At 27.6% G+C, this 23,505-nt stretch carries 17 protein-coding genes and 1 riboswitch; of the genes, 11 read left to right on the top strand and 6 right to left on the bottom strand.

The window, feature by feature from the left end:
- Positions 1-128: 128 nt before the first annotated feature.
- Both R5Z65_RS00290 and R5Z65_RS00285 read left to right on the top strand, forming a co-directional pair.
- The gene (locus R5Z65_RS00290; RefSeq protein WP_317366324.1) at positions 129-833 is read left to right on the top strand and encodes a sortase; all 705 of its coding nucleotides are present in this window, start codon (positions 129-131) and stop codon (positions 831-833) included.
- A gap of 97 nt (positions 834-930) precedes the next feature.
- Complete coding sequence (locus tag R5Z65_RS00285; RefSeq protein ID WP_317366323.1) at positions 931-1,515, top strand: hypothetical protein; 585 nt, start codon at positions 931-933, stop codon at positions 1,513-1,515.
- 75 nt (positions 1,516-1,590) lie between these two features.
- Here R5Z65_RS00285 and R5Z65_RS00280 read toward each other — a convergent pair whose 3' ends face one another.
- The 3 genes from R5Z65_RS00280 to R5Z65_RS00270 form a co-directional block, all read right to left on the bottom strand.
- Entirely contained in the window at positions 1,591-2,724 is a 1,134-nt protein-coding gene (locus R5Z65_RS00280) for a glycosyl hydrolase family 18 protein (RefSeq protein ID WP_317366322.1), read from the bottom strand.
- A gap of 92 nt (positions 2,725-2,816) precedes the next feature.
- Positions 2,817-4,148 (bottom strand): type I glutamate--ammonia ligase, encoded by a 1,332-nt coding sequence (gene glnA / locus R5Z65_RS00275; protein WP_317366321.1) that lies wholly within the window; start codon positions 4,146-4,148, stop codon positions 2,817-2,819.
- A gap of 177 nt (positions 4,149-4,325) precedes the next feature.
- Positions 4,326-4,970 carry a CBS and ACT domain-containing protein gene (locus R5Z65_RS00270; RefSeq protein WP_317366319.1) on the bottom strand — a complete coding sequence of 215 codons (645 nt, stop codon included), beginning with the start codon at positions 4,968-4,970 and terminating at the stop codon, positions 4,326-4,328.
- A gap of 185 nt (positions 4,971-5,155) precedes the next feature.
- On the opposite strand from R5Z65_RS00270, the gene R5Z65_RS00265 reads away from it, so the two are divergent.
- Together R5Z65_RS00265 and trmB are read left to right on the top strand one after the other, a co-directional pair.
- The gene (locus tag R5Z65_RS00265; protein WP_317366318.1) at positions 5,156-6,685 is read left to right on the top strand and encodes a hypothetical protein; all 1,530 of its coding nucleotides are present in this window, start codon (positions 5,156-5,158) and stop codon (positions 6,683-6,685) included.
- A 121-nt stretch (positions 6,686-6,806) separates the two neighbouring features.
- Positions 6,807-7,451, top strand: coding sequence for a tRNA (guanosine(46)-N7)-methyltransferase TrmB (gene trmB, locus R5Z65_RS00260; RefSeq protein WP_317366316.1), 645 nt, complete (start codon positions 6,807-6,809; stop codon positions 7,449-7,451).
- A 354-nt stretch (positions 7,452-7,805) separates the two neighbouring features.
- Here trmB and ftsY read toward each other — a convergent pair whose 3' ends face one another.
- Genes ftsY through R5Z65_RS00245 form a run of 3 tightly spaced genes read right to left on the bottom strand, consistent with a single transcriptional unit; the run spans position 7,806 to position 13,467 of the window.
- Entirely contained in the window at positions 7,806-9,161 is a 1,356-nt protein-coding gene (gene ftsY, locus R5Z65_RS00255) for a signal recognition particle-docking protein FtsY (RefSeq protein ID WP_317366314.1), read from the bottom strand.
- Between the two features lie 12 nt (positions 9,162-9,173).
- A complete protein-coding gene (gene smc, locus R5Z65_RS00250; RefSeq protein WP_317366313.1) occupies positions 9,174-12,755 on the bottom strand; it encodes a chromosome segregation protein SMC in 3,582 nt (1,193 codons plus the stop codon).
- A 22-nt stretch (positions 12,756-12,777) separates the two neighbouring features.
- Positions 12,778-13,467, bottom strand: coding sequence for a DUF2225 domain-containing protein (locus R5Z65_RS00245; RefSeq protein WP_317366312.1), 690 nt, complete (start codon positions 13,465-13,467; stop codon positions 12,778-12,780).
- Between the two features lie 197 nt (positions 13,468-13,664).
- Here R5Z65_RS00245 and R5Z65_RS00240 point away from each other — a divergent pair, with 197 nt between their 5' ends.
- From R5Z65_RS00240 to R5Z65_RS00210, 7 genes are all read left to right on the top strand, one after another.
- The gene (locus tag R5Z65_RS00240; protein WP_317366311.1) at positions 13,665-14,270 is read left to right on the top strand and encodes a 3'-5' exonuclease; all 606 of its coding nucleotides are present in this window, start codon (positions 13,665-13,667) and stop codon (positions 14,268-14,270) included.
- Positions 14,271-14,280: 10 nt separating this feature from the next.
- Positions 14,281-16,278 (top strand): excinuclease ABC subunit UvrB, encoded by a 1,998-nt coding sequence (gene uvrB, locus R5Z65_RS00235; protein WP_317366310.1) that lies wholly within the window; start codon positions 14,281-14,283, stop codon positions 16,276-16,278.
- A 1,051-nt stretch (positions 16,279-17,329) separates the two neighbouring features.
- The gene (gene uvrA, locus R5Z65_RS00230) at positions 17,330-20,161 is read left to right on the top strand and encodes an excinuclease ABC subunit UvrA (RefSeq protein WP_317366309.1); all 2,832 of its coding nucleotides are present in this window, start codon (positions 17,330-17,332) and stop codon (positions 20,159-20,161) included.
- Between the two features lie 9 nt (positions 20,162-20,170).
- Positions 20,171-20,461: a hypothetical protein gene (locus R5Z65_RS00225; RefSeq protein ID WP_317366308.1), complete on the top strand. Its 291-nt coding sequence runs from the start codon at positions 20,171-20,173 to the stop codon at positions 20,459-20,461.
- A gap of 268 nt (positions 20,462-20,729) precedes the next feature.
- Positions 20,730-21,746, top strand: coding sequence for an ATP-binding cassette domain-containing protein (locus R5Z65_RS00220; RefSeq protein ID WP_317366306.1), 1,017 nt, complete (start codon positions 20,730-20,732; stop codon positions 21,744-21,746).
- Complete coding sequence (locus tag R5Z65_RS00215; RefSeq protein WP_317366305.1) at positions 21,739-22,407, top strand: methionine ABC transporter permease; 669 nt, start codon at positions 21,739-21,741, stop codon at positions 22,405-22,407. Before R5Z65_RS00220 ends, R5Z65_RS00215 begins: the two co-directional genes overlap by 8 nt.
- Before the next feature lie 28 nt (positions 22,408-22,435).
- Positions 22,436-23,272: a MetQ/NlpA family ABC transporter substrate-binding protein gene (locus R5Z65_RS00210; RefSeq protein ID WP_317366304.1), complete on the top strand. Its 837-nt coding sequence runs from the start codon at positions 22,436-22,438 to the stop codon at positions 23,270-23,272.
- Positions 23,273-23,400: 128 nt separating this feature from the next.
- A riboswitch (cyclic di-GMP riboswitch) is annotated at positions 23,401-23,484 on the top strand.
- The last annotated feature ends 21 nt before the right edge of the window (positions 23,485-23,505 follow it).

Below are 23,505 nucleotides of genomic sequence, written 5' to 3'. Positions count from 1 at the left end.
AAAAAATTTTGTTTTTTGGAAATTAATGTGTATATTAATAATATATATAACAAAATTAAAAATTATAATAAATAATTGCAAATAATACTTATATATGTTAAAATTATGTTTAGAAAGAGGTGTTTTTATTGTATACATTAATAAGAAAAATATTTTTTAGTTTAATTGCATTTATAGTTACAGCAGGGTGTGTTAAGTTATTTCCAGTTGTTGCAAAAAATCCTACAACATTTGCTCAGCTAGAACAAAATAAAGAAAAAACATTAGAAAAATATAAAGACGTGTGGAATGATACTAACATAGTAGAGGTAGACACTATGTCGCCAGAGTATGCTTTAGGAGAAAAAATAGGAACACTTACTATACCTAAAATGGAAATATATGAGATGCCTATTTATTATGGTGCAGATGATATAAACAATAATTGGCAAATAACAGCTCCAGGGCGTTTTGGTAACTGGGGTATATTTGGAGAGAAAGCTATAACAGCTCTAGGTGGACATAACTATCAATTATTTTATGATTTACCTAAAATGGAAAAAGGAGATAAATTTATAGTAGATACCCCTTTTGATATATTTATATATGAGGTAACAGGAAAAGCTATATACGAATCTGGTGTACACGACTGGAGCGATTTAGCTTTTAATGGTAAAGAGCCATATTCTGTAGATTTATTAACTTGTTATCCTATAGAAAAGGTTGTTACAAATGATATGTACATAGTATATACAAAAATGGTTAGTGGTACTAAGTTTTTACAAGAAAGACCACCTCTTAAAAAGGGAGAAACGAGCGAACCAAGACCTATGACAGACCAGTGGCAAAAATAATCTAATTTAATATTTTAACTACTTAAAAATTTTTTATAAATACAATAATATATTAGAAATATAATTTATAAAAGATAATATTAAAGGAGATAACGCTATGGGATATCTATATATAATATTTCATATAGTAATATTAAATATTATAATATTTTTGTGTAGTTATCAATGCTTGGAATTTTCTAAAATATCAAAAAATATTATTTTTGGTGTAACAATACCAACAGAAAATTTATATGATGACTACATAAAAAATTTAATTATAGCATATAAAAATCTAGTAAAAAGATTTAGGAATATAATGCTTATAATAAATATAATTTGTATCGGGTATAATATATTAACTTTAAAAAATTTTAATATGATTAATATATTATTATTTATATTTACTATATATATTATTATAATATTATTTAATTATGTAATTATAAAATACAATAGACTTATTGCATTATATAAACAAAGTAATAATTTACAAATCTTAGATGATAGTATTATAGATGAAGATAAATACTGGAAATATGGTATAATGTATTATAACCCTAGCGATAAGCGTTTTTTTGTACCAAATAGAATAGGGTATAACTATGTTTTTAATCTTCCATATAAATTACAATATATTATTTATGGTATCATATTTATTATAATAATGGTACAACTGTTTTTACCATTTTTATTAAATTAAAAGTTGTAGACTTATGCTACAACTTTTTTACTATTCAAATTAATTTATTATTTATATTTTAACTAAAATTAGCTATCACATTATTTTATATATATCAAAAAGTTGGCTAACAACAAGCCAGTTTTGAGGGAAATATCTCATAATGTTCCAATAACTAATACCAGGAAAACCGTATTTAAAGGCAGTTGTAACTTTTGTATATATGCTCCTAGCATCTTCAAACCATACAATATGCTCTTTATTATCTTCATCATAATAATAAAAATAAGGGGCTTGTGATGTTTCATCAAACAATATTTCTGAGCCTTTTTCTCTAGCTATATTTATCGCCTCTACATTTCCAATACTCTTAGCTTTACTTATACCTTTTTCATATGGTAGAGTCCAATCGTATCCATAGTTTGGAATACCCATAAATATTTTGTTATTAGGTATAACTGTTATAGCATAGTCTAGCACATCTTTTACTTTATTTATAGGAGCAACAGCCATAGGTGGTCCGTAGGTATAACCCCATTCATATGTCATAAGCAAAACGGCATTAGCAATATTACCAATAGATTTATAGTCGTGAGCTTCATATAGTAGGCCAGGCTGTGTACTAGATGTTTTTGGAGCTAAAGAAACTATTACTGGGTATCCTTCTTTATTTAATTTTGTTGTTATATTGTCTATAAAAGCTACATAGGAATCTTTATCTTCTGGGAAAATATATTCAAAATCTATATCTAGTCCAAAATAACCTTTTTCTTTAATATTTTTTAAAATATTATCTATTAACACATTTTGGGAGTTAATATCATTTAATATCTTATTGGAAAGTTCATTACTAAATTTTCCCTCTTCTGTTAAAGTAGATATTAGCATAATTGGTTTAACGTTATAGCTTTTTATAATTTCTAAAACTTTTTCATCATCTGCATATACTAAATCTCCATTTTCTTTAAAGCCGTAAGTAAATATAGTTGCAAAGGTTAAATAAGGCAATGTATTTTTTAAAATATCTTCATCTATATTTGTGTATAGGTAGCCATTAGTAGCAATTTTTCCAAGTTTTTCAGTATATTGTGGAATAACAAGAGATTGCCCAATAACAAGGGTATCGTTTATACTAAATCCATTTTGGGTTGCTATAAATTCTGGCGTAGTGTTATATAAATTGGCAATAGATGTAAAGGTATCACCTTTTTTAACAACGTATATTATCATAAATAAACTCCTTAAATTAGTTTATTTATTATATGATTATACATAAAAAAAATATCCTAAAGTTTTAATTTTAGGATATTTTTTGTAAAATATTAATATATAGTCATATATCTTTCAAGCTCCCAATGGGAAACATAAGTTTTGTAAGCATTCCATTCAGCTTTTTTACAAGCTCTATAAGATTTATAACAGTGTTCACCTAAAACTTCTTTAACCATTGGGTCGTGTTTCATATAATATAAAGCTTCGTTTAAAGTTTCAGGTAAATTGTCTATACCTCTAGCTTCTCTTTCTTCTTTAGTCATTTCAAAAAGATTTTCATCTACACTATCAGGGCATTTTAAACCTCTTTTTATACCATCAAGGCCAGCAGCTAAGCAAAGTGCTAAGCAAAGGTAAGGGTTAGTAGTAGGGTCTGGGCTTCTAAGCTCTATTCTTGTTCCTACACCTCTACTAGCAGGTATTCTAATAATATCTGTTCTATTAGATGCACTCCAAGCTATATAGCAAGGGGCTTCATACCCTGGCACAAGTCTTTTATAAGAATTTACAAGAGGGTTTGTAATAGCTGTTATACCTTTAATATGCTCTAAAACACCAGCCATAAAGCTATAAGCATCTTTGCTAAGGCCTAGTTTATCCTCTGGGTCATAAAAAGCATTTTTACCGTCTTTAAACAAGCTCATATTAGTGTGCATACCAGAGCCTGCTATACCGTATATAGGTTTTGGCATAAATGTTGCGTGTAGGCCATATTTTTGTGCAACTGTTTTAACAACCATTCTAAATGTTGTAACATTGTCTGCAGTAGCTAAAGCATTATCATATTTAAAATCTATTTCGTGTTGCCCTGCTGCTACCTCGTGGTGAGATGCTTCTATTTCAAATCCCATTTCTTCTAAAGTTAAACAAATTTCTCTACGAGCATTAGAGCCACTATCAATAGGAGCTAGGTCAAAATATCCTGCTCTATCGTTTGTTTCTGTTGTAGGGTGGCCATTTTCATCTACTTTAAATAAGAAAAATTCAAGCTCATTACCTACGTTAAAGTCATATCCCATAGACTTAGCTTCTTCTAAAGTTTTTCTTAATATATATCTAGGGCAACCTTCAAAAGGAGTGCCATCTGGTCTATAAACATCACATATAAAGCGAGCAACTTTTCCCGTTTGAGGACGCCAAGGGAATATAACAAAAGTGTCTAAGTCTGGCTTAAGATACATATCAGATTCTTCTATCCTAGCAAAACCCTCTATTGACGAACCATCAAACATCATACCATCATTTAATATTTTATCTAGTTGAGATGCAGTAACAGCAATATTTTTAAATTTGCCTAAAACATCTGTAAATTGTAACCTAATAAACTTAACGTCATTTTCTTCAACAATTCTCTTAATATCCTCTTTGCTATATTTTGCCATAACAAGTCCTCCAAAATTTATAATAACCTATAATAATTACAATTTTTTAATACAAAGTATTAAAAAAAGCAAAAAAGGGCTCAAAACACCAAATGTTTTGAACGCCCTTGTTCTTTTCTAATAACAGTATATGAAATATTACAAAAAATGTCAATACTAAAATTAACAATTATGAAATTATCTTTGTACGCTTACAGATAAAATTTCGTATCCTTTTTGTTTTAGGTCGTTTATAATATCATCAGTTTCAAAAGAATCTAATTTTATAATAATTTCACTACCAAAAGATGTAGCAAAGTTTGAAATATTTTTAACATTAACATTATGATTAGCAATAATTTGGCTAATTTCTGCAAGCTCACCAACCTTGTCAGAAGCCTTTAAAGATAAACGAGTACCAGGAACTTTAACACCAAGTATGTCTATAAATGCTTTAAATATATCTACCCTTGTAACAATACCAACAAGATTATTATCATCATCTACAACAGGTAAAGAACCTATATGGTTTTCTTTCATAATAAGGGCAGCATCTTCTATAAGAGCATTTTGATTAACTTTAAAAACGCCAGTACGCATAATATCACATACTTTTGTTTTGCTAAGAAGATAGTTTATTTCATAAACGCTAAGAGATGTTGCTTTAGAGGGGTTTACCTCTGCTAAAAGTTTTTCTGTAAGAAGTCCTGTAAGTTTATTATTATCATCTACAACAGGTAGCTGAGAATGTCTAGATTCTGTTAATATTTGAAAGGCCTTAGAAACAGAATAATCAGGTTTAACAGATACTACATTTTTTGTCATTTTTTCGTATATAAACATATAGATACCTCCTATAATAAAATATTGTAAATTATTATACCATAATAACATACATTTTGAAATATAATAATAAAAAATATTTATAAATATTTGTAGGCTTTTCATATATGTATTAAAATAATTGGCATAAAAAATATTTTTGTGCATATATATTATAATAATATATTAATTATAGGGGGAACTTTATGATTTATTCAAGAAAATATAGTAGAAATTTTATACCATTAAAACAAGACGGCTCAAAGCATAATTTAGACTTTAGACCTGCCCTTGGTAGATGTGTAATAGAAATAAAAGATGGCAAAGGCAAGGTAAATATTTATGCACAAGGTATAAACCCAAAATACGACTACTATTTAGAATTTATAGGATTTGAAAAAGGTAATATAAAAAATGTATGTCTAGGCAAATTTAATGTAGATTCATATGGTAAAGGAGAGTTTTCTGCACAATTTGACCCAGATAATATGGAAAACAATAAAAGCAAGATAGAAGATTTTAATGTTGTATCTGTTATGGTTAAAGATAATAAAGATATTTCTTCAGCATTAGTTGGATATATTGGAAATGAGATAGACTGGAAAGAACAATATAAAGTAAATGCTATAATAAATATAGGTAAGGGTAATAGCTGTGTAGAAATGCCAGAAGATAATAATAGCAATAATAACCTTGGTAACAATAATAATCCTAACAACAATAATACTAGCAACACTAACAACAATAATATATCAGATATTGAACAAGGATTAATAGATAAAGAAGAAGGCCTTTTAGAGAGAGAACAAGGGCTTATTGATAGAGAAAAAGAGTTGATAGAAAGAGAAGAAAGCAAAACAAAAATACCTTTAGATGACTATGAAAAAAATCTTAAAGAAAAATTAGATGGTTTAGCAGAAAAGGAAAAAGGTTTAGCAGAAAAAGAACAAGGACTTTTAGAAAAAGAGAGAGCATTAAAACAAGGATTTTTACCAACAGATGATAAGGAGATAAGAGAAAAAGAGATAGCTCTTATAAAAAAAGAAATAGAGCTTATAAAAATAGAGCAAGAGCTTATTAATAGAGAAAGAATGCTTATAAGACAAAACCCTACATCAGAGAGAGAAAAAGGACTTATAGAAAAAGAAAAAGGCATATTAGAGAGAGAGCAAGGCCTTTTAGAGAGAGAAAAAGGTCTTATAGAAAAAGAAAAAGGTCTTTTAGATATAGAAAAGGGTATAAGAGAAAAAAATAAATATACTAAAAAAGAAATGGTAGATAATAGCACAAGTAAAAATCACGAAAATTTTAAAGATATGCTAGACAACCTTAGAAAAAGTATGATGAATATTCAAAATATGGACACAAAAATGAAAATTACTAATAGCCATATAGACTATATAAAAGATAGAAACATTACAATGAATCCTTTTTTAAAAAATGAAGATAATATAAGTTGGTATAGAATATCTCCATATGATTTAACAAGTATATCAAACAATAGTTGGAAATATGCTAACAACCCATTTGTATTTACATCGTATAAAAAATACAAACACCTTATGTTAGGTATTAATAATAAATCAGATAAAGAAACATATACTTTAGCAGTACCTTGTAGATACGAGCAAGACTTTTCTTTAAAAGATTTTAAAGAGTTTTTACCAGTAGATAATAATGTATCTTCCCAAAGCATAGATAATGGAGAGTATGGTTATAGAATAATGGAATTATAGTAAATACCACCTGTTTAGGCAGGTGGTATTTACTATACAATAATTACTGTTAAATGTTGAAATTTTTAATAAATATGCTATAATTTAATAAATGATAAAATATAATTTAAGGAGTAAAAATATGCGTTTAAGAAAAAAGCCTTGGGGCGATAACGAGCTAAATACAAATGATAGGTTTATTCATAAGCCAGAAGAAAACAAAGGTAAATGGAGAGAAGTTTTTGGTAATGACAACCCTATACATATAGAGATAGGAACAGGTAAAGGGCAGTTTTTAACTACTATGAGCCTTTTAAACCCTAATATAAACTATATAGCAATAGAAAGACAAACAAATGTTATAGTAAGTGCATTAAAAAAGGGGAGAGAAAAAGGTGTAGGAAAAAACATAGTGTTTTTTGTAGCAGATGTTAAGGAGCTACTTAACTATTTTGAGCCAGAAGAAATAGATAGAATATATATAAATTTTTGCGACCCTTGGCCAAACAAGAAAAAATGGGCTAAAAGAAGGCTTACTCATAAAAATTTCTTAAATTTATATGAAGCATTGTTTACAAATGGTGGAGAAGTATTTTTTAAAACAGATAACAGGCTTTTGTTTGAATTTTCTTTAAATGAATTTGCAGACAAGGGTTGGCGTTTACACAATATATCTTTAGATTTACATAATTCAGACTTTGAAGGTAATGTAAAAACAGAGTACGAAGAAAAATTTTCTGGTATAGGAATGCCTATATATAGATTAGAAGGATATTATAAAAAATAAATATTTAAAAACTATAAAAATACCCCTTGTTGTTAAATTATTATAACAATAAGAGGTATTTTGATTTATACCAATTAAGATATGACTTATATTTTTAAAGGAAAAATTATATACGGTTGTTTGTATTAATTTTTACGAATAAAAATATATAGGAATATCTGTTTTTGAATACAAAGTATTAAAAAAATTGATTTATACCAATTAAGATATGACTTATATTTTTAAAGGAAAAATTATATACGGTTGTTTGTATTAATTTTTACGAATAAAAATATATAGGAATATCTGTTTTTGAATACGAAGTATTAAAAAAATTGATTTATACCAATTAAGATATGACTTATATTTTTAAAGCTATTCAAACAATGCTTTAGAAAATTCTTTAGCATCAAAAGGCCTTAAATCATCTATGCCTTCGCCTACACCAATAAAACGAACAGGTATTTTAAGCTCATTTTTTATAGCTATAACCACGCCACCTTTAGCAGTACCGTCTAATTTTGTAAGGACAATACCTGTAATATCTGATACTTGGCTAAAAAGTTTTGCTTGTTGTAGAGCATTTTGACCTGTTGTAGCATCTAGCACAAGGAGTGTTTCTATTTGTGCATCTGGATTTTCTCTAGTTACAATTCTTGCTATTTTTTTAAGCTCTTCCATAAGATTTTTTTTGTTATGAAGCCTACCTGCCGTATCACATATTAAAAGGTCTGTTCCTCTTGCCTTTCCTGCTTGTATAGCATCAAAAACAACGGCTGCTGGGTCTGAGCCTTCTTGATGTTTTATTACGTCTATATTGCTTCTTTCACCCCATACTTGTAGTTGGTCTATAGCAGCTGCTCTAAAGGTATCAGCTGCTGCTAGTAAAACTTTTTTACCTTCTTTTTTATAGTTATTGGCAAGTTTACCTATTGTAGTTGTTTTTCCTACACCATTTACACCTATAACAAGTATAACACTAGGAGATTTTAAGCTAAATTCTTTTGTTTCTTCTTCTAAAATATCCGATATAACTCTTATTATGACATCTTTTATTTCTTTAACATCTTTTATTCTTTCAGTTTTTACTATTTCTCTAACTTTTTCTATTATATAAACAGAAGTTTCTACACCTATGTCGGACATAATAAGAGATTCTTCTAATTCTTCAAAAAGCTCTTCATCTATTTTTGTAAAGCTACTTAAAACCTGCTCTACACCATTTAATATGCTATCTCTTGTTTTAGATAGCCCCATTTTTATTTTTGTAAAAAAGCCTTTCTTTTTAGGTTCTTGTACGTCTTGTAATTGTTTATTATCATCAGTATTTTGTGGTGTTTCTTGTAAGTCTTGTAGGTGTTTATTATCATCAGTATTTTGTGAAATTTCTTGTAAGTCTTGTAGGTGTTTACTATCATCAGTATTTTGTGAAATTTCTTGTACTTCTTGTAGGTGTTTATTATCATCAGTATTTTGTGAAATTTCTTGTACTTCTTGTAGGTGTTTATTATCAGTATTTTGTGAAATTTCTTGTACTTCTTGTAGGTGTTTACTATCATCAGTATTTTGTGATATTTCTTGTAAGTCTTGTAGGTGTTTACTACCATCTATGTTTTGTTCTATTTCTTGTACTTCTTCATTTACATTTTCTTTAATTTGTTGTGTATCATTTTGTAATGTGTTAATATTTTCTTCTTGTTTTTCTTTTTTAAACCATTTAAAAAATCCCATTTTTACTCCCCTTTAAAAATTTTCATATTCTTTAGCATTTTTTAATTCTACGGATATAACTTTAGATACTCCCTGTTCTTCCATAGTTACACCATATAATATATCGGCTATTTCCATAGTACCTGTTTTATGTGTTATTAGTATAAACTGATTATCTAAAGAAAATTTTCTTAAAAAATTAGCATATTTTAAAACGTTAGCATCATCTAAGGCAGCTTCTGTTTCATCTAACACACAAAAAGGAGAAGGCTTCATTATAAGTATGGCAAATAATAATGACATAGCCGTAAGAGTTCTTTCTCCACCAGATAAAAGATTTAAGTTTTGTAGGTTTTTACCTGGTGGTTGTGCTACAATGTCTATGCCAGATGTTAATATACTATCTTCATCTGCAAGGACAAGCTCTGCTTTTCCACCACCAAATATGTCAGAAAAAACTTGGTTAAAATTTTTATTTATTAAAGAAAATTGTTTTTTAAATTGCTCTTCCATTTCTGTAATTAATGTAGCTATTATATCTTTTAAGTCATCATCTGCTTTTATTATATCTTCTCGTTGCTTAATATTAAGGTCGTAACGTTCTTTTATTATTTTATATTCTTCTATTGCACCAACATTTACATTTCCTAAGCTAGATATTTTTGCTTTAAATTTATTTTCTTCTTTTTTTAGCTCATCAAATGATAAATTTATATTTTCATAGTCATTACAGGCACTAGCATATGTTATTTCATATTCTTGCCACATATTATCGCATAATAGCTGTATTTTTTCTTCAATATTTTCTTTTTTAGCTTCTGCTTTTACCTTTTTATTTTCTATATCTAATATATTTTTGTTTATACTAGATATATCATTTGTTATGGTAGTTATACTGTTATTTATGTTAGTTTTTTCTTGTTGTAGAATATTTATACTATTTTTTAAATTATTAGTTTTTTCTTTTAAGTCATTAATATTTTTTTGGACATAAATAATATTTTTGTTTAAAATATCTTGTTTATCATTATTATGTTTAATTTTTGTATTTAATGTAGTATTTGTCTCTTTTAAAATATCTATATCATTATTAAGCCTATGTATATCTTTGTTGTTATTTTCTATTTGATATTCTATTTCTTTTATATCTATCTGTAATTTATTTATATAATTAAAGTTTGTGTCTTTATTAAGCCTTTCTTCTTCTAATTTGCTTTCAAATATTAAAATATTTTCTTTTAATATTTTTATTTCTTCGTTTATAGTATTAAGCTGTTCTTCTAGTTTATTGTTATTGGAGTAGCTTTCTTTTAGCTTATTATTTATATTTTTTACATCGTCATTTGAATTTTGTATGTTATTTTCTAAATATTTTATATTTTCTTCAGTTTGTTTTACTTCGCTTTCTATCCTTATTTTTTCTAAGGATATTTTATTAAGATTATCTCTGTTTTTTTCTATATTTTTTTGAATTTCAATTTGTTCTTCTTCTTTTTGGTGTATAGTATTATTAGTTTTGTTAATTTTTTCTTCTAATATGCAAATATTTTCAAATATATCTTTTATTTCTCTACCTCTAGAAAATATACCACCAGATTTTTTAGATATACTACCACCAGTTAAAGCACCACCAGTGTTTATAAGCTCTCCATCTAAAGTTACAACTTTATACATATATTTATATTTTTTAGATAGAGCTATTGCATTGTCTATACTATCAATAATAATAGTTCTACCTAATATGTTAGACATAACATTGCTATATTTAGAATCAAATTTTATAAGGCTATCTGCAATACCTATCACGCCAGTTTCCTTTAATATGGTATATTTATCTTGTTCTAGTGGCTTTGATTTAATAGATGATATAGGTAAAAAAGTAGCTCTTCCTTTTTTAGTACTTTTTAAATAATCTATTGCTATTTTAGCATCTTCTTCTGTATTAGTAACTATATTTTGTATAGTACCACCTAATGCTATTTCTATTGCTGTTTCGTATTGTTTAGGTACAGATATAAGCTCTCCTATGGCACTACATATACCAGAAAACTTATTATTTTTTTCTTTTTCTTTTAATATAGCCTTTACAGAGCCAAAATATCCTTCATAATCTTTTTCTAGTTCTTTTAATATTTTGTGTTTATTTTTTAATTCTATATATTTTTTATTATCCTCATTATTTATTTGTTTTATGTTAATAAGCTCTGTTTTATTTTTTTCAAAATCTACATTATAAAAATTTATATTTTGGCTTATTGTTTCTTCTTCCAATTTTATGTTGGCAAGATTTTTTTCTAATACCATTTTTCTAGTTATTTTTTCGTTAATTTTACTTTTATATAACCCTATCTCTTTTTCTAATTGGGTTAATTTTTCATTTAGGCTATCTTTTGAGCTTTTATAAATAGTAAGCTTGTTAGATATTTCTGAGGATAAATGTATTTTTTCAACTATTTTATTATTTATACTTTTAAATTCTTCTTCATTTTTATCCATTTTAGCAGACATTTTTTCAAATTTAATGTAAAGCTTATCTAGTTCTTCTTTTTTTATGTTATATTCTAAAATTTTTGCTTCTAAGCTAACTTTTGTAAACTTTATTTCATCACTTTTTCTTAGTATAAGGTCATTGTTTTTAGATTGCTCATCTTTTATACGGGTTATATCCTCTTTTATAAAATTTATATTTTGGTTATCAAGGTTAATGCTATTTTGGTTTTGCTCTATATTTATATTTAAGTTTATTATTGTATTGTTTATATCGTCTATTTCTTTTTCTTTTGTTAAAAGGCTATTTTTAAGGTTTTCTTCTTTTTGTAGGTATATTTTTGCTTGTTGCTCTAATGACAGTATTGTATTATTTAATGTATCTATGTTGTTTAATATATCTGTTATATTATTTTCTGCTATTTTATATTCTGTTGCAAATAAGTTTATTTTTATAATTTTTAACTGCTCTGATAGTTTTAAAAATTCTTTTGCCTTTTCTTGTTGCTCAAAAAGAGGCTTTACCTGTCTTTCAAGCTCGCTTATTATATCATTTGTTCTAACAAGGTTTTTCCTAACTTCTTCTAGTCTATTTTCTGCTTGTATTCTTCTATTTTTAAATTTTATAATACCAACGGCTTCTTCAAAAAGAGCTCGCCTATCTTCCGACTTATTGCTTAATATAGCATCTATTTTGCCTTGACCTATAATGGAATATCCTTCTTTACCAATGCCTGTATCCATAAAAAGCTCGTGTATATCTTTAAGCCTACAATTTGTACCATTTATATAATATCCACTTTCTCCAGAGCGATAAACTTTTCTTGTAATAGCCACCTCGCTATATTCTAATGGGAGCTTTTTATCTGTATTATCAAGGTATATAGTAACCTCTGCAAATCCAAGAGGTTTTCTATTTTTAGTACCTGAAAAAATAATATCTTCCATTTTATCTCCACGTAGGGTTCTGGCATTTTGTTCTCCTAAAACCCACCTTATAGCATCTGATATATTGCTTTTGCCACTTCCGTTAGGCCCTACAACACCTGTTATACCTTTTTTAAAATCTAAACGTATTTTTTCAGGAAATGATTTAAACCCTTGTATTTCTAGTCTTTTTAAAAACATAATACTCCTCTTTCTTTAAGATTTATGCTTTGTCTTCTTTTTTTATTATTTCAATAAAATTTTCAATAGATTCTTTTAAGGTATTAGATAAATCTCTTTTTACGGCCAATTTACCAAGAGTTTTTCTTGTTTCATCTTTATTACCTGTTTTGTATGCCAAATAAGCCAAATTATATAAAAATTGATTTTCTTCCATATCCATCATAGGAAAATCTTCATTTATGTAAGCGTGGTTGTACCAATTATAAGCGTGTTTATTATATTCTAGCTCTCGTTCTTTATCATCTATATCACCATATATAGAAGCAATTTTTTGTGCAATATAAGCTTTTTCTGACATAGCACTTTCTTTTATATGTGCAAAATATAAAGCTATTTTATATCTATCTATTGCAGTGTTTGCATCGTAAACAGGTGGATATTTTTTTGGTCTGTAATTTTTATTTATATTTTCTTTTATATTTTTTATATTTATATTAGTAATTTTGTTAAATGTTTTTGTTACGCCTGCATACCCACATTTATCACAGATAAGAACATAGTAATAATCTGGTAAAATTGGATTAAACTTTGCTCTAAGCCCCAAATCCATTCCTTCAAAAACTGTTTTTCCTTTTTTTATCTCTTTAGACTTAAATTTTTCACTACATACAGGACAAGTATAACTTTTATCATATAGTCTGTCTTGTAAATCATCACTAGCTTTTTCCATATTTTCCCCATTCTTTTAAAATATAAGTTAATAAATTTTTAATTTTGTGTTATTTTATATTATATCACTATACTATTTAAAAAATCAATATTTTACCTTTAAAATTTAGGTTATAAATTATTTTAATATAAAACGTTGTATTTATTGAAAAATTGGTGTACTATTATAACAAATACTTAATTATTAAGGAGGGTTTTATGTCTTATATAGTTTTAGACTTAGAATTTAACCAAGCTTATGATTTTGAAAAAAATAAAACTATCCTGCTTATACCTTCTTGTAGATTTGAAATAATACAAATAGGAGCAGTAAAATTAGATAATAATTTTAATATAATAGATAAAATAAATCTTTATATAAAGCCAAATCTTTATAAAGAAATTCACCCTTATGTAGAGAAAATAACTGGACTTTCACAAGAAATTTTAAAGGACAAGCAATCTTTTAAAGAGGCTTATACAGATTTTGAAATGTTTTTAGGTGATGAGGAGCATATTTTTTGTACTTGGGGTAGTGGAGATTTAAAGGCTTTATACAGAAATTTATCTTATTACAATATGTTATCATCAGATTTAATATTAAAATATATTGATATACAAAATTTAGCAACAAAACATATAAAATATAGCAAAGGTGGTTGTGTAGGGTTAAAAACTGCCATAGAGATTTTAAATATACCTATACAAGAAAACTTCCACGATGCTTTAAACGATGCTTTATATACAGCAGAAATATTTAAAAAAATTTCTCCAAACAAATTAAATCTTAAAGTGTTTAATTCTAAAAATGTAAAGAAAAAATAAGGAGTATATTATGGATAAAATAGATAAATCTTTTAAGGTTGTGTCAAAGTTTAAACCAACAGGAGACCAGCCAGATGCAATAGAAAATTTATCAACTGGTTTTATAAATGGCAAAAAGTTTCAAACACTTCTTGGTGTTACAGGTTCTGGTAAAACTTTTACAATGGCAAATATAATAGAAAAGCTAAACCGTCCTACTCTTATTTTAGCACACAATAAAACATTAGCAGCCCAGTTATATAATGAGTTTAAGGAGTTTTTTCCAGAAAATGCAGTAGAATATTTTGTAAGCTATTATGACTATTACCAACCAGAAGCATACGTACCATCTTCCGACACATTTATAGAAAAAGATTCTTCTGTAAATGATGAAATAGACAAACTTAGGCACTCGGCAACAGCAGCTCTTTTTGAAAGACGTGATGTTATAATAGTTGCTAGTGTATCTTGTATATATGGCTTAGGCGACCCTATCGACTACAATGAAATGGTGGTATCCCTTAGAACTGGTATGGAAAAAGATAGGGATAGTATACTAAAAAAACTTATAGAAATACAATATAACAGAAATGATATAAATTTTATAAGGGGGACATTTCGTGTTAGAGGAGATGTTTTAGAGGTATTTCCTGCTGGTGCATCTAATGTAGCTTATAGAGTAGAATTTTTTGGAGATGAAATAGATAGAATATCAGAAATAGACTCTCTTACAGGGGAGATATTAGGCTTTAGAAACCACATAACAATATTTCCAGCATCACATTATGTAACAAGTAAAGAAAAATTGTTGCTTGCTGTAAAAGGTATACAAGATGAGCTTAACGACCAACTACAAAAGTTTAGGGGAGAAGAAAAACTACTAGAGGCTCAAAGGATAGAGCAAAGGACAAATTATGATATAGAAATGATGTTAGAAATGGGATTTTGCTCTGGGATAGAAAACTATTCTAGGCATTTATCCGGTAGAGAGGCAGGCTCTACACCTCACACGCTTATAGACTACTTCCCAGATGATTTTCTTATGATTGTAGATGAATCTCACGTTACAATACCACAAGTTAGAGGTATGTATGAAGGGGATAAGTCTAGAAAAACAACTCTTGTAGAGTATGGCTTTAGGCTACCTTCTGCCCTTGATAATAGGCCTCTTAAATTTGAAGAATTTGAAAGTAAAATAAATCAAATGTTATTTGTTTCTGCAACGCCTAACAAATATGAAAAAGAACATACTCAAAATACAGTAGAACAAATTATTAGACCAACAGGACTTTTAGATCCAGAAATTTATGTTCGCCCAGTTAAAAACCAAATAGACAATCTTATAGGTGAAATAAATAAGGTTGTAGAAAAAAATGAAAAAGTTTTAGTTACTACCTTAACTAAAAAAATGGCAGAAGATTTAACAATATATTTAAAAGAAACAGGTATAAGGGTACGTTATTTACATTCGGATATTGACACATTAGAACGTTTAGAAATAATTAGAGATTTAAGGCTTGATGTTTTTGATGTATTAGTTGGTATAAATCTTTTAAGAGAAGGGCTTGACATACCAGAAGTATCATTAGTAGCAATTATAGATGCCGATAAAGAGGGGTTTTTACGCTCAGAAACATCTCTTATACAAACAATAGGACGTGCTGCTAGAAATGCAAATGGTAGAGTTATTATGTATGCCGATAAAATAACAGATTCTATGGAAAAAGCTATATCAGAAACAAATAGAAGAAGAAATATACAAGAAGAATACAACCAAATTCACGGTATAATACCTAAGACTATTACAAAAAAAGTACACGAAATAATAAAAGCAACAGAAAGCGTTGCCCCTAGCAAAAAATCTAAAAAATTAGACAAAGACCCAGAATCTATGACGCAAAAAGAACTTTTAGAGCTTATAGCAAAAAAAGAAAAAGAAATGAAAAAATATGCTGCAGATTTAATGTTTGAGGAGGCTTCTGTTTTAAGAGATGAGATAATAGAGCTAAAAAAGATAAGCTTAAGATAATTTTTTAAACACTAAAAATAAAATATAAGAAAGGGTTAATTATGAATAAATTAAAAAATATATTTTTAAAAATTATAATTTTATATACTATATTCGCTACATTGCTAAGCTTGTTTTGTTCTATAACTCCAGATAAGGATTTTGAAATATTAGTTATATTTGTCGCATATCCTATGGTAATTAGTATACCTATATTATACTGGCTTTATAAATATTTTAGCCTAAAAGATATTATTATAAAAGATACAAGCAATATAGTAAACCCGTCTTTTAAAGATAGATTTTCTTTAAAAGACGTATGTTCTATAACCCTTATACATAATTGTACTTTCTTATTTAATTTAGGATATTCATTTAAGCTTTTTATTATTGAAATATTATTTATATTGTTGTACTTTTACCTTAAAAAAATAAAAATGCCTAATAAATTTTATACATTGTTTAATTATATAAAATTTATTTTTAATTATGTGTTTTTTTGTATTATTTTTATATCAAGTATATATCTAACAGTTATATCATTTGATATGTATATTTATGATAAAACATCTCCAGGTGGTATAGGTATGGGTGGGTTTATTCTTATCCCATTAATTGTGTGTCCTATGTTAATTAGCACTCCTATACTATATTTAATATATATTTTTTTTAAAAAAAGAGCTAATAAATCTACAAATAAAAAATTTTATATTTTAAATACTGTTTTTAAAAATTTATGTTTTATAAATCTTATACATAATTTCATCTTTCCACACAATTTATTTTATATTAAATTTTTTATGATTTTAGAGATAATTTTAATTAGTATATACTGTTTAATAATTATTTTTAAGCTTAAATTTAATTTTATTAGTGTAATAATAAAATTTATCTTGTCTATTATATTTTGTATAATGATATTTATATCTTTACATTTATTATCTAAATTAATAGTATTTTGGGTTTTAGTTAGAATATACGGGCTATAACTCATTTTATGCTTAACGTATAATTATAACATTTTAAAAACTTTCTTATTAAAATTAAAAAACACTTAATAAAGGAGATAAAGATGCATAAAGAACAAATAACAATAAAAGGTGCTAGAGAAAATAACCTAAAAAATATAGATTTAACTATACCAAGAGATAAATTAGTTGTTTTTACAGGGCTTAGTGGCTCTGGTAAATCTAGCCTTGCTTTTGATACAATATATGCCGAAGGGCAAAGAAGATATGTAGAGAGCTTATCATCTTATGCAAGACAGTTTTTAGGACAAATGGAAAAGCCAGATGTAGATTATATAGAGGGGCTATCACCTGCAATATCAATAGACCAAAAAACAACAAACAATAACCCTCGCTCAACAGTAGGTACTGTTACAGAAATATACGATTATCTTAGGCTATTATATGCAAGGATAGGTATACCTCATTGCCCAAAATGTGGAAAAGAAATAAAAAAACAAACTATTGACCAAATTGTAGACCAAATATGTACTTTAGAAGAAAAAACTAAAATACAAATTTTAGCTCCTATCGTAAGAGCTAGAAAAGGAGAACATATAAAAATATTAGAAGATGCTAAAAAAAGTGGTTATGTACGTGTTAGGATAGATGGTAATATATATGACCTATCAGAAAAAATATCTTTAGAAAAAAATAAAAAACATAATATAGAAATAATAATAGATAGGCTTATTATTAAAGATAACATTAAAAAACGTTTGACAGACTCCATAGAAACTGCTATGAGCCTTACAGATGGCATAATAATTGTAGACGTAGAGGGTGATGATTTAAAGTTTAGCCAAAACTTCGCTTGTGAAGATTGTCATATAAATATTGAAGAGATAGAGCCTCGTTCATTTTCTTTTAACAACCCTAACGGTGCTTGTGAAGAATGTACAGGTCTTGGAGTAAAGCTTATTTTTGACCCTGATATAATAGTCCCAAACCAAGATTTATCCTTATCACAAGGAGCTATAAACGCATCTGGTTGGAACTCTATAAACAACTCAAACTCTATGTCTAATAGCATATTTTATGCTCTATCTGAAAAATATAATTTTTCTTTAGATACTCCTTATAAAGATTTACCAGATAAAATTAAAGATATTTTAATGTATGGCACAAAAGGTGAAAAAATAGATGTTAGTTGGGAAGGGCAAAATGGTTATAAAGAATATTCTTATTCTTTTGAAGGGATAGTAAATAACCTAGAACGTAGGTATAAAGAGGCCTCTGATACAATGAGACAAGAGCTAGAGCAATATATGGTAAATGTTACTTGTAAAAGTTGTAAAGGGGAAAGGTTAAAGCCAGAAATTTTAGCTGTTACTATAAATGATAAAAATATATCACAAATAACTAACCTATCTATAAAAGATGCTAAAACTTTTTTTGATAATATTATTTTAAATGAACGTGAAAAATTTATAGGCGAGCAAATATTAAAAGAAATAAACGCAAGAATTGGCTTTTTAGTAGATGTAGGGCTTGACTATCTTTCATTATCTAGAACAGCTGGCACATTATCTGGTGGAGAATCTCAAAGGATAAGGCTTGCAACACAGATAGGCTCTGGTCTTGTTGGGTGTTTATATATTTTAGATGAGCCTAGTATAGGGCTACACCAAAGAGATAATGATAAACTTTTAAATACTTTAAACCATTTAAGAAATATAGGAAATACTCTTATTGTTGTAGAGCACGATGAAGATACTATGAAACAGGCTGATTTTATAGTGGATATAGGGCCAAAAGCAGGAGAACACGGCGGCGAAGTTGTGTTTTCTGGCACTTATGATGAAATATTAAAATGTGAAAAATCTTTAACAGGTGGTTACCTTAGTGGTAGATTAGCTATACCTATACCAACAAATCGTCTAAAACCAACTAAAAATAAAATAACTATAAAAGGGGCTTTTGAAAATAACCTTAAAAAAGTAAATGTAGATATACCTCTTGGACTTTTTGTTTGTGTTACAGGTGTATCTGGCTCTGGTAAAAGCTCCCTTGTAAATCACGTTTTATATAAAACATTAGCTAGAGAGCTTAACAAAGCAAAATGTAAATCTGGCAAAGTAAAATCTATTACAGGTCTTGAAAATTTGGACAAGGTTATAGACATAGACCAATCTCCTATTGGTAGAACACCACGTTCTAACCCTGCAACTTATACAGGTGTTTTTGACCTTATTAGAGATTTGTTTGCAAACACCCCAGAAGCAAAGGTGCGTGGCTTTCAAAAGGGACGCTTTAGCTTTAATGTAAAAGGTGGTAGATGTGAGGCTTGCTCTGGTGATGGAATTATAAAAATAGAGATGCATTTTTTACCTGATGTTTATGTACCTTGTGAAGTATGTAATGGTAAAAGATATAATAGAGAAACTCTAGAGGTAACATATAAAGGTAAAACTATATCTGATGTTTTAAATATGACTGTTGAAGAAGCCTTGACATTTTTTGAAAATATACCTAAAATAAAAGAAAAGCTACAAGCTATATCAGATGTCGGTTTATCTTATATTAGGCTTGGCCAATCTTCTACAACTTTATCTGGTGGAGAGGCACAAAGGGTAAAGCTTGCAACAGAGCTTAGCAAGCGTGCAACAGGCAAAACTATATATGTTTTGGACGAACCAACAACAGGTCTTCATACTTATGATGTACACAGACTTATAAAAATTATTAAACGTCTTGTAGAAACAGGAAACTCTGTTGTTGTTATAGAGCATAACCTTGATGTTATAAAAACTGCCGACTATATTATAGATTTAGGCCCAGAAGGTGGAGATGGTGGTGGTACAATAGTTGCTACTGGCACACCAGAAGATGTTGCTATGTGTGAAAAGTCTTACACAGGTAAATATTTAAAACCAATTTTATTTAAAAATAATTAGGAGAAGAAAATGAAAGATATAGTAGATAATTTTATAAATACAAAAAAAATACTTAATACAAAGTTTAATTGTAATGAAGATTTTTTTATAAAACCTTTAGTTGATAAAAAATGGACTATAAAAGACAATGATGGAATCTTCTTTTTAACTTATTTAGACGATAAAAATATACCTAAAGAATGTGTTATTGTTAAAAAAAATAATGAACCGATGATTTTTAAAAAAGACAACTATACAATGGTTATAGGTATAGAGTGTGTTAAGCTAGCATTTATATTAGATAATAATAATAGTATATAAAATATAAAATGGCCCTTAAAATTAGACAAAATAGTTTAATAAAAGGGGTTCATTTTTTATAAGTAAATATTATACTATAACAACCTTGACAAATAAGTATTTAAATATTTTATATTTTATATATTGTAATGTTACAACAAAAAAGTATATAAAAAATTGTTAAACTTGACAAAAAAATATATTATAGATATAATAATAAATAATTTTTAACTAGACTTATATTGTTAATAAAAATAGATTTATATGCAATATTTAATGGGGTGAAAAAATGGTTTTAATAGAAAATCTTGTTAAAACATATGGTAATGGAGAAAACGCAGTAAATGCTTTAAAGGGAATAGATTTACATATAGAAAAAGGGGAGATTTTTGGCATAATAGGGCTTAGTGGAGCAGGTAAAAGCTCTCTTGTAAGATGTATCAACTTATTAGAAACTCCTACAAGTGGTAGCATAAAGATAGACGGGCAAGAAATAATAAAGCTATCTAAAAAGGAGCTTAGACAAGCAAGAAAAAAAATAGGTATGGTTTTTCAACACTTTAACCTTTTAATGAACTCTACTATATACGAAAATGTAGCTTTCCCTATGAGAATAGATAATAAACCTAAAGATTACATAGATAAAAGAGTAAATGAGCTTTTAGATTTGGTAGGGCTTTTAGATAAAAAGGATATGTATCCAGCAATGCTATCTGGTGGGCAAAAGCAAAGAGTTGGTATAGCTAGAGCAATAGCTAACAACCCTAGCATTATTGTATGTGATGAGGCAACAAGTGCATTAGACCCAGAAACAACAAAGTCTATACTATCTCTTTTAAAAGATATAAACCAAAAATTAGGTATTACTATTATTATTATAACTCACGAGATGGACGTTATAAAACATATTTGTAATAAGGTTGCTATATTAGAAGAAGGGAAAATAGCAGAATGTGGGCTAGTTTCAGATGTATTTATAAAGCCTAAAACAAAAATAGCACGGAGCTTTTTTGACTCTGTTGATGTTAAGCTAGAAAACGATGTTTACCAAAAGGCTTTAGACGGAAATGGTGTAGTTATAAAAGGTATATTTATAGGAGAAACATCTACAAAGCCTTATATATCTAAAATGGTAAATAAATATAATGTAGAGGCATCTATTCTTCTTGGTAATATACAACATATGGACGATACCTTAATAGGTACTCTTGTTATAAAAATAACTGGTGAAGATAAAAATATACAAAATGCTATACATTATTTAAAAGAAAATAATGTTTTGGTAGAGGAGGTACACTATGAATAATCCCGAATATTTAGAACAATTAAAAAAGATAGTTTTACCTGCCTTTAATGAAACTTTATATATGGTGTTTTTTTCTAGCTTGTTTTCTGTTATACTAGGTATATTTTTTGGGATTGTACTATACGTTACAGAAAAAGACGGAATATTAGAAAATAAAGTTTTAAATAGAATATTAGGTATAATTATAAATATTGGTAGGAGTGTGCCTTTTGTAATATTAATGATAGCAGTTTTTCCGTTATCTAAATTTATTGTAGGTACAACATTAGGCTCTAAAGCAGCCATAGTGCCACTTACTGTTGCAGCTATTCCTTTTGTTGCTAGAATGATAGAGGCTTGTTTAAAAGAAATAGATAAAGGTGTTATAGAAGCATCTATATCTATGGGAGCAACAGAATGGCAAATAATATATAAAGTATTAATACCAGAGAGCATATCATCTATTATATCTACTATTACAACAACCATTATAAGCATTATAGGATATTCTGCTATGGCAGGTACTATTGGTGGTGGTGGGCTTGGTAGCATAGCTATTACTTATGGATACCAAAGGTATAGAGATGACATATTAATAATAAGTGTTGTATTAATGGTTATATTGGTTCAAATAGTTCAAACTATTGGTAATATTTTAGGTAAAAAATTAAATAAAAAATAAAATAAAAAATAAAAAGGAGCAATATATTATGAAAAAATTTTTAAAAACATCTTTATTAGCAGTAGTACTTTGCTTTGGGCTTACAGCTTGTGGAGGTAGCTCAGATTCTAATAAAACATCAGATAGTAATGGAGGGGACACAGGCAATAAAACAATAACAGTAGGTGCAACAAGTGTACCCCACGCAGAAATATTAAATGAAGTGGTAGACAATTTAGCAGAAGAAGGTATTACCTTAAATGTAAAAGAATTTTCAGAATATACAGTGTTAAATCCAAGCCTAACATCAGATGAAATAGATGCTAACTTTTTTCAACATACATCTTATTTAAATAACTATATGGAAGAAACTGAAGAAAAACTTGTTTCTGTTGGTCCAGTGCATACAGAGCCAATGGGTATATATTCTAAATCTATTAAATCTTTAGATGAGATTGCAGATAAAGATAAATTGGCAGTACCTAACGATGCTACAAATGGTGCAAGAGCATTACTTCTTTTAGAAAGCAATGGTATTATAAAATTAAAAGAGGGTGTGGGCGATAAAGCTACTATATTTGATATAGAAGAAAACCCTAAAAATATTGAAATAATAGAAATGGACGCAGCTGCACTGCCAAGAGCATTAGATGATGTTAAAATGGCTGTAATAAATACAAATTATGCTTTAGAAGCAGGTTTTAACCCTATGGAAGATGCTATATCTATAGAGGGAAGTGACTCGCCTTTTGCAAATATCTTAGTTGTTAAAGAGGGTAACGAAACAAAACCAGAAATACAATCTTTATATAAAGCTTTAACAAGTGATGAAATAAAAACTTTTATAGAAGAAAAATATAAAGGTGCAGTTGTACCAGCTTTTTAGGTAAAATTTAACAAAAAAATACATAAATATTTGAGTTAAATTATTTAAAAATTATATTGACTAATATGTAATAATGTAGTACAATAAGTATGTAATCAATAAAGGTTACATACTTATTGTAGTTTTAAAATTGAAAAAGGCAAACTTATTGAAAAATAAGGACGCAAAGCCACAGGTCTAAATGTTTTACATATGACGGCTGGGTTACCAAAATTAGCTATAGTTATTCTAAT

The sequence above is a fragment of the uncultured Tyzzerella sp. genome (assembly GCF_963558545.1).
Classification (GTDB): Bacteria; Bacillota; Clostridia; order Lachnospirales; family CAG-274; genus Tyzzerella.
This window is presented reverse-complemented; position numbering and strand designations above follow the sequence as displayed.